Raw genomic sequence first — 6350 nt, 5'->3', positions numbered from 1 at the left:
GAGGGAGTAATCGCGCTGAGTTCTTTTAGTTGTTGATTTCATAACACTCTCCAATTTTGGGGGTGGAAAGTGTCAACTTTATTTAGGACGGCACAATTGAATGATTTAGAGCCGCTCGATGAGAGCGGCTTTTTTATGATTGAACTTGATGAGTGACTCATTTAAAATAGTTAGTCTTGCTAACTAAGTGGTGGTGGCTTTTATGGCATTAGAAGAAAGCTTGATTGATTTAGAGCGTTTTTGCGCCAAAGCTTGGCGTGTCTATGCCAAAGAAGATCCATTATCACATCTAAGCTTTAATGAGTTCGATTATTTACGTGTGATTCAGGTTTACCCTGAGGGTGTGCGAATAACCGATCTTGCAGAAGAGCTGCAAGTGACTAAGCCTTCCGCGTCGACAATGGTTGTGCGTCTGGAAAAAAAGGGTTTGGTGAAACGCATCGCATGTAATGAGGATGCTCGTGCTAAGCGTGTGTTGCTTACAGAAGAAGTCGCAGAAAAAATGTCTTTGGAGCAGGTAGTGTACAAAGATATCTCTGAACAAATGATGCAACAATTAAATCAGCAAGAAGCTGAGCAGTTACAAGCTTTACTGAATAAAGCATTGAGCAATAAGTCATTTTAAACTAAACCAAAGGCCTCCGCTGTATGGTTTAGTTTTTGTTGTTTCATCTTTTTTTTATTTAATTTAACCATTTAGTTAGCCTTGCTAATTAAATGATTAGCTTTGCTAACTACTGGTGACAGTCATGCAAAACTCAATTTATAGACAGTTTTGGAAATATACGATTCCAACCGTCGCAGCAATGCTCGTGAACGGTTTGTATCAAATAGTTGATGGCATTTTTATTGGCCGTTATGTTGGCGCTGACGGATTAGCTGGGATCAATGTTGCGTGGCCTATTATCGGTTCGATCCTCGGTATAGGAATGATGATTGGGGTGGGGACTGGTGCACTGACTTCGATCAAGCAAGGAGAGAACGATCATGAAGGCGCTAAGCGAATCCTAACGACCGGATTGACGTTGTTAGCGGCATTGATGCCAATCGTTGCTACAATATTGTTCTTGTTTTCGGATGAATTTATTCGCTGGCAAGGTGCGGAAGGGCGAGTGTTTGAACTTGCGCTGCAATATTTGCATATTCTGATTGTCGCGTGTGTATTCACGTTGGGTTCTATCGCAGTTCCGTTTTTATTACGCAATGACGACAGCCCGAACTTAGCAACGATTTTGATGGTCATCGGTGCCGTTATTAACATTGTATTAGACTACGTATTTATTGCTTGGTTGGAGTGGGAGTTAACCGGAGCCGCTATTGCCACTGCACTTGCACAATTAGTGGTCACTGTGCTCGGTATTGGTTACTTCTTTACTTCAAAAGCAACATTACGCCTTCGTATCCGCGACTTCAAAGTTCAGGTTGATGCTGCACCAAAGATTATCATGATAGGTACATCAAGCTTCTTTATGTACGCCTACGGCTCTGTGATGGTGGCACTGCACAACGCGTTATTTGCTCAATACGGAAGTGCAATGTTGATCGGAGCGTACGCCATTTTGGGGTACATCGTGACGGTTTACTATCTGATAGCCGAAGGAATTGCGAATGGTATGCAGCCTTTAGTGAGCTTCAACCACGGTGCACGTAATCAGGAGAACATCAGAAAGTTATTAAAGGTCGCGATGGGGACATCTGTGCTTGGTGGGGTGGCGTTCGTTGTTTTGATGAACCTTTTCCCGTACGAACTGGTTGCGGTGTTTAATAATGCTGACCAACAGTTGATTGATAGCACCGTGATCGGGATTCGTTTACACATGTTTGCGTTGTTCTTAGATGGTTTTTTAGTTGTGGCGGCCGCGTACTATCAATCAGTAAACAAAGGCAGCAAAGCTATGTTTGTAACACTAGGCAACATGCTGGTCCAGTTGCCATTCTTATTCATTATGCCGAAACTTTTCGGCGTGACAGGTATTTGGTTAGCTTTCCCATTGTCTAACATTGCATTGAGTTTGGTCGTGATCAGTATGTTGTGGCGAGATGTGAAAAAGCTGCTTAATGAGAGTTCTGTCGAACCAAGGGTGCAAGCCTGCTAACAAAAGCTAACAGATAAAAGCGAGGCTAGGCCTCGCTTTTATCTTTAAGGATTAAATGGTTTTTACTTCTAAGCCCGCTAGTTGATGCCAATAGCCATTGCATTGGCGGCTTTCGAGCTTTTCAGGATTATCGCCGTATTCGTTTGAGCGAAAACGCTCTAACTCTGAAAAAGTGTCGATACCAAGAGGGCTTAACCGGACCACATCAACCAGCCCTTTCATAGTAGGTAAGTCATTGATGAGGTTGTAGCAATACCCTGACTGTGTTTGAATGCCGTTAAGGTTAAAGACTTCTTGCCCTTCTTGGCTGCTGACCTGGATACCCGTAGGGTATTTGATACAGCAGGTTTCGCAATCGTCTTTCGCTCGGTTTTCAGCTCGGGCTGTGAAACAGCGAGCGGAATACGCTAAAGGCAAATAACCGTGGCTAAATACCTCAACTTCAAACTTGTTACGAATACCAAGCTCGTCACACTGAACTAAAGTATCGTTTAACCATTCGCGAGATAGCTCGACAGGCATGCACCAACGCATCATACCTTGCTTCAAAAATAAGTTGAGCGTGTGTGCGTTATAAGTATTGATTGCAGGGCCAACGACGAAAGGCACTTTATGCTCTGATGCCAATTGAACAGCAGATACGTCATTTGCTTCAATCGCGAAGTCACCGTTGTCGATGTACTTCTTCATTATGTTTACTTCACTCGGAGCTTCTAGTAGTGCCATTGTTGATAGCACCACTTGCTTGCCAGATGCAGACAGCTCTTTTGCGATTTCAAGCCAATGCGAAGGCTTCATTTCTCGACGTTTTGAACATACGGTTTCCCCAAGATAGATGATGTCCGCGGAGCTTGATTTCGCTTGTTCATAAAACGCTTCGATGTCTTGTTTTGGCCAGAAGTACAACAGCGGGCCAAGCGCGTATTTCATTGAATTATCCATCTTAACCTCTACTGCCATTTGCGGTGATAAGCACCAAGTGTGGTCTGCGTACCTTCAGACACGTTTGCCAATGCGGCATCCCAAGCCGCTTCGACTTGATAAGCTTCTGGGTTTGCTTGGTAACGGTCAATCGCGGCTCGCCATGTTCGAGTGACTTGTTCTACGTAAGCTGGGCTACGTTGGCGACCTTCAATTTTTACAGAAGCCACATTTGCAGCAAATAGTTCTGGCAGCATAGAGAGGGTGTTCAAACTGGTTGGTTCTTCCAGTGCGTGGTAGCGTTTTTTCTCGCCTTCGATTTCAGCTTCGAAACGACCTTTACACAAGGTAGGGTAGCCCGCATTTTCACCGGTGCTGTAGCGATCGATCAAAATGTCGTTAAGGCGGGATTCCAGACCATTTTCTGTTTCTTGCCAGCGAACGTACTTAGCTGGAGAGCATGCTCCCACAGTGTTTGGAGACTCACCTGTCATGTATGACGATAGGTAGCAGCGACCTTCAGACATGATACAAAGGCTACCAAAAGCAAAGACTTCTAACTCTACATCGCTAGTGATGTTGCGAGAAAGCTGTTTGACCTGATGAATCGATAAAACGCGAGGTAGCACTACCCGTTTTACGTTGAAGTTTTGTTTGTAAAAATCAATGGCTGCGACGTTGGTCGCTGATGCTTGCACTGAAAGGTGTAGTTCCAGATCGGGATATTTGCGAGCCGCGTACTCCAGAACTGCAATGTCTGCAACAATCAGCGCGTCTACACCCAGTGCCGCTGCGTTGTCTACTGCGTTCGTCCAACGCTCGAAGCCATTGGGATGAGCGAAGGTATTCAACGCGACATGAATTTTTTTATTGCGGTCATGAACGTATTGCACCGCTTTTTCTAACTTTTTGCCGTTAAAGTTGAGGCCAGCAAAGTGACGGGCGTTGGTATCATCTTTGAAACCAATGTAGACGGCATCGGCACCGCAATCAATCGCAGTTTTTAACGCAGGCAGGTTACCCGCGGGACACAAGAGTTCCATATGCTCACAATCATTGAGAATAAAAAGGTGTCCGCATTTTATGAAGAATTATGAATAGCGAAATTGACCTAAGTTAGGTTTAGCTCAATAAAGTCGATATTTACCCCTTGCGAGTAAGGGTATCGGGTCGGGGTTAGTTCTTGTGACGACGATTCTGTACAAACAGCTCTTCAATTTCATGTTTTGGCTGCGGGCGATAAAAATGGAATCCTTGAATCGCATTACATTGAAGGTTAGAGAGCAGGGTCGCTTGCTGGTGGGTTTCCACCCCCTCGGCAACGACAGTTAAGTCGAGCGACTTACCCAGATTAATGATGTTTTCAATCACAGTGACTTGTTTCGGTAGTGTGTCGATATCATTAATAAAAGCGCGGTCGATTTTTAGCTCGTCAATAGGGAAACGCGCTAAGTAGGAAAGAGAAGAGTAGCCGGTACCAAAGTCATCGATAGAGAGAGCGAAGCCAAGCTTTTTAATCGCATTCAACATTTGCAGTGTATGTTCGCTATCACTCATCACGGCACTTTCGGTTAGCTCGAAGGTAATGCAGCTTGGATCAAGCTCGGTAGTGCGAAGCAGCTTTTCCATAAAGTCGATCAGCTGTGGGTTGCCAAATTGCTCGGGAGAGAGGTTGATGGCGACACGGCCTGGCAGTATGCCTTGTTGCTTCCAACGTTTTACCGTATTGAAAACATCACGCATCACGACACGTCCAAGGTGTTCGATTAACCCAGCGCGCTCGGCGACAGGTATGAATGAGCCAGGACTAATGTACCCTTCGACTGGATGCTTCCAACGAACGAGCGCTTCTGCGCCGTTGATACTGAAGTCTCGCGCGTTAACCTTAGGTTGATACCACACTTCCAAACCGTTCTGCTGCAATGCTTTTTGCAGTTCGATTTCAAGCCACAAACGCATACGCGCTTCTTTGTTCATTTGATCGTTAAATTTGATCAGACGATTTCTACCACGATCTTTGGCTTCATACATCGCAGTATCGGCATTTTGTAGTAGGATTCGCGCATCTTGTCCGTCTTCAGGGTATCGAACGCTACCAATTGAACAGGCAAGGCGTTTACTGAAGTGGTGCAAGTCGAAAGGCTGGTTGATCAACGAGATAATGCGATCGGACAAAATTTCAGCCATGCGGGTATTTTCTGGCTCCGGCAGAATGACACCAAACTCATCGCCACCCAAATGACCAATAATCGCTTGGTTTGGCAGTAACCGTTTAAGACGGGCCGATACCTCTTGAATCACTTTATCGCCAATATGGTGACCAAGTGAGTCATTAATGTTTTTGAAGTTATCGATATCCAAATAGAACACCAGAAGCGGTGTTTGCTTTTTGATCAGCTGTTCCAAACGTTTGGTGAAGCCAAAGCGGTTGTAGAGTTTGGTGAGCGAGTCAATGTGTATGTCTTCATTCGATGCAGAAGACAGGTTTTTGGGCGCATCATCAGCATCTTGGATTAGGATAATTTGAGATTCGCTACCTAATATCGCCGTGGAATCCGCGTGTAGCTGAACTTTCCGTTCAAAGCCGCATCTTGCGCTGGTTAAGCAGACAAAAGGTTTGTCAGAAATTAATGTACTCAATCGATGACTAAATACCTTTTTACTGTTTTCATCGATGAATAAACGACTTAGCTCTTCGCCCAACAATTCATGAGGAGAGTTAAGTCCGAGAAGGCGCGCTGATGCGGGGTTCGCAGAGATGACAATATCATCTTCGATAAGCAGTAAGCCGTCTGGTAGCAGTTGTGTTAACTTCGCAAACTTACTTTCGGACTCTTCTAAGGAGCGAACGAGTATCTGCTTTTCTGAAGTATCGACAGCGTGAAAAACAACAAAGCGAATGTCGTTACCTTCAAAAACTGGCGAAAGACTAAAGTGAAGACTGGTTTCAAGGTCGGTTTCATCGAGCGTGATTTCGGCTTCGACATGTGCCCCTTTGAACGCGCGCTGATAGTATGGTGCAAGCTTCTTATAAAACTGCTCACCCAGCACTTGGCAATCGTTTAAGCCGACGATTTCCTCATGACTTAAACCTGCGATATCGCAGTAACGGTCACTTACCATTCGATAATTGTGTTTTTTATCAAGAATGGCAAAGAAGAAAGGGCTATTTGAGGTTAGCGTGGCAAACCAATGTTTTAATTGCTGGGAAGGCATTAGGGTATTACCGATCTCCAATGAGCCAGATTATTCGTCCGTGTATAAAAAGCGACACCCTGATAAGCCTGCGGCGGTCTACCACCAAGCTAAAGTGTTACCTGCCATTAAAGGGCT

5 protein-coding genes are annotated in these 6350 nt (G+C 44.9%); 2 read left to right on the top strand and 3 right to left on the bottom strand.

What is annotated here, in order from left to right:
* Positions 1-202: 202 nt before the first annotated feature.
* Together R8O10_RS22645 and R8O10_RS22640 are read left to right on the top strand one after the other, a co-directional pair.
* Entirely contained in the window at positions 203-625 is a 423-nt protein-coding gene (locus tag R8O10_RS22645; RefSeq protein WP_005394653.1) for a MarR family winged helix-turn-helix transcriptional regulator, read from the top strand.
* A gap of 124 nt (positions 626-749) precedes the next feature.
* Entirely contained in the window at positions 750-2096 is a 1347-nt protein-coding gene (locus tag R8O10_RS22640; RefSeq protein ID WP_017635889.1) for an MATE family efflux transporter, read from the top strand.
* Between the two features lie 51 nt (positions 2097-2147).
* Here the strand turns inward: R8O10_RS22640 and R8O10_RS22635 are convergent, their stop codons facing one another.
* From R8O10_RS22635 to R8O10_RS22625, 3 genes are all read right to left on the bottom strand, one after another.
* Positions 2148-3026, bottom strand: coding sequence for a U32 family peptidase (locus R8O10_RS22635; RefSeq protein WP_021034024.1), 879 nt, complete (start codon positions 3024-3026; stop codon positions 2148-2150).
* A 20-nt stretch (positions 3027-3046) separates the two neighbouring features.
* Entirely contained in the window at positions 3047-4060 is a 1014-nt protein-coding gene (ubiU, locus tag R8O10_RS22630) for a ubiquinone anaerobic biosynthesis protein UbiU (protein ID WP_005380110.1), read from the bottom strand.
* Between the two features lie 133 nt (positions 4061-4193).
* A complete protein-coding gene (locus R8O10_RS22625; RefSeq protein ID WP_005380112.1) occupies positions 4194-6233 on the bottom strand; it encodes a bifunctional diguanylate cyclase/phosphodiesterase in 2040 nt (679 codons plus the stop codon).
* Positions 6234-6350: the final 117 nt, after the last annotated feature.

Origin of the sequence: Vibrio sp. 1727 (genome assembly GCF_033344415.1) — a bacterium.
Lineage (GTDB): Bacteria > Pseudomonadota > Gammaproteobacteria > Enterobacterales > Vibrionaceae > Vibrio > Vibrio alginolyticus.
The sequence above is the reverse complement of the archived record's forward strand: the minus strand, read 5'-3'. Positions and strand labels throughout refer to the sequence as shown.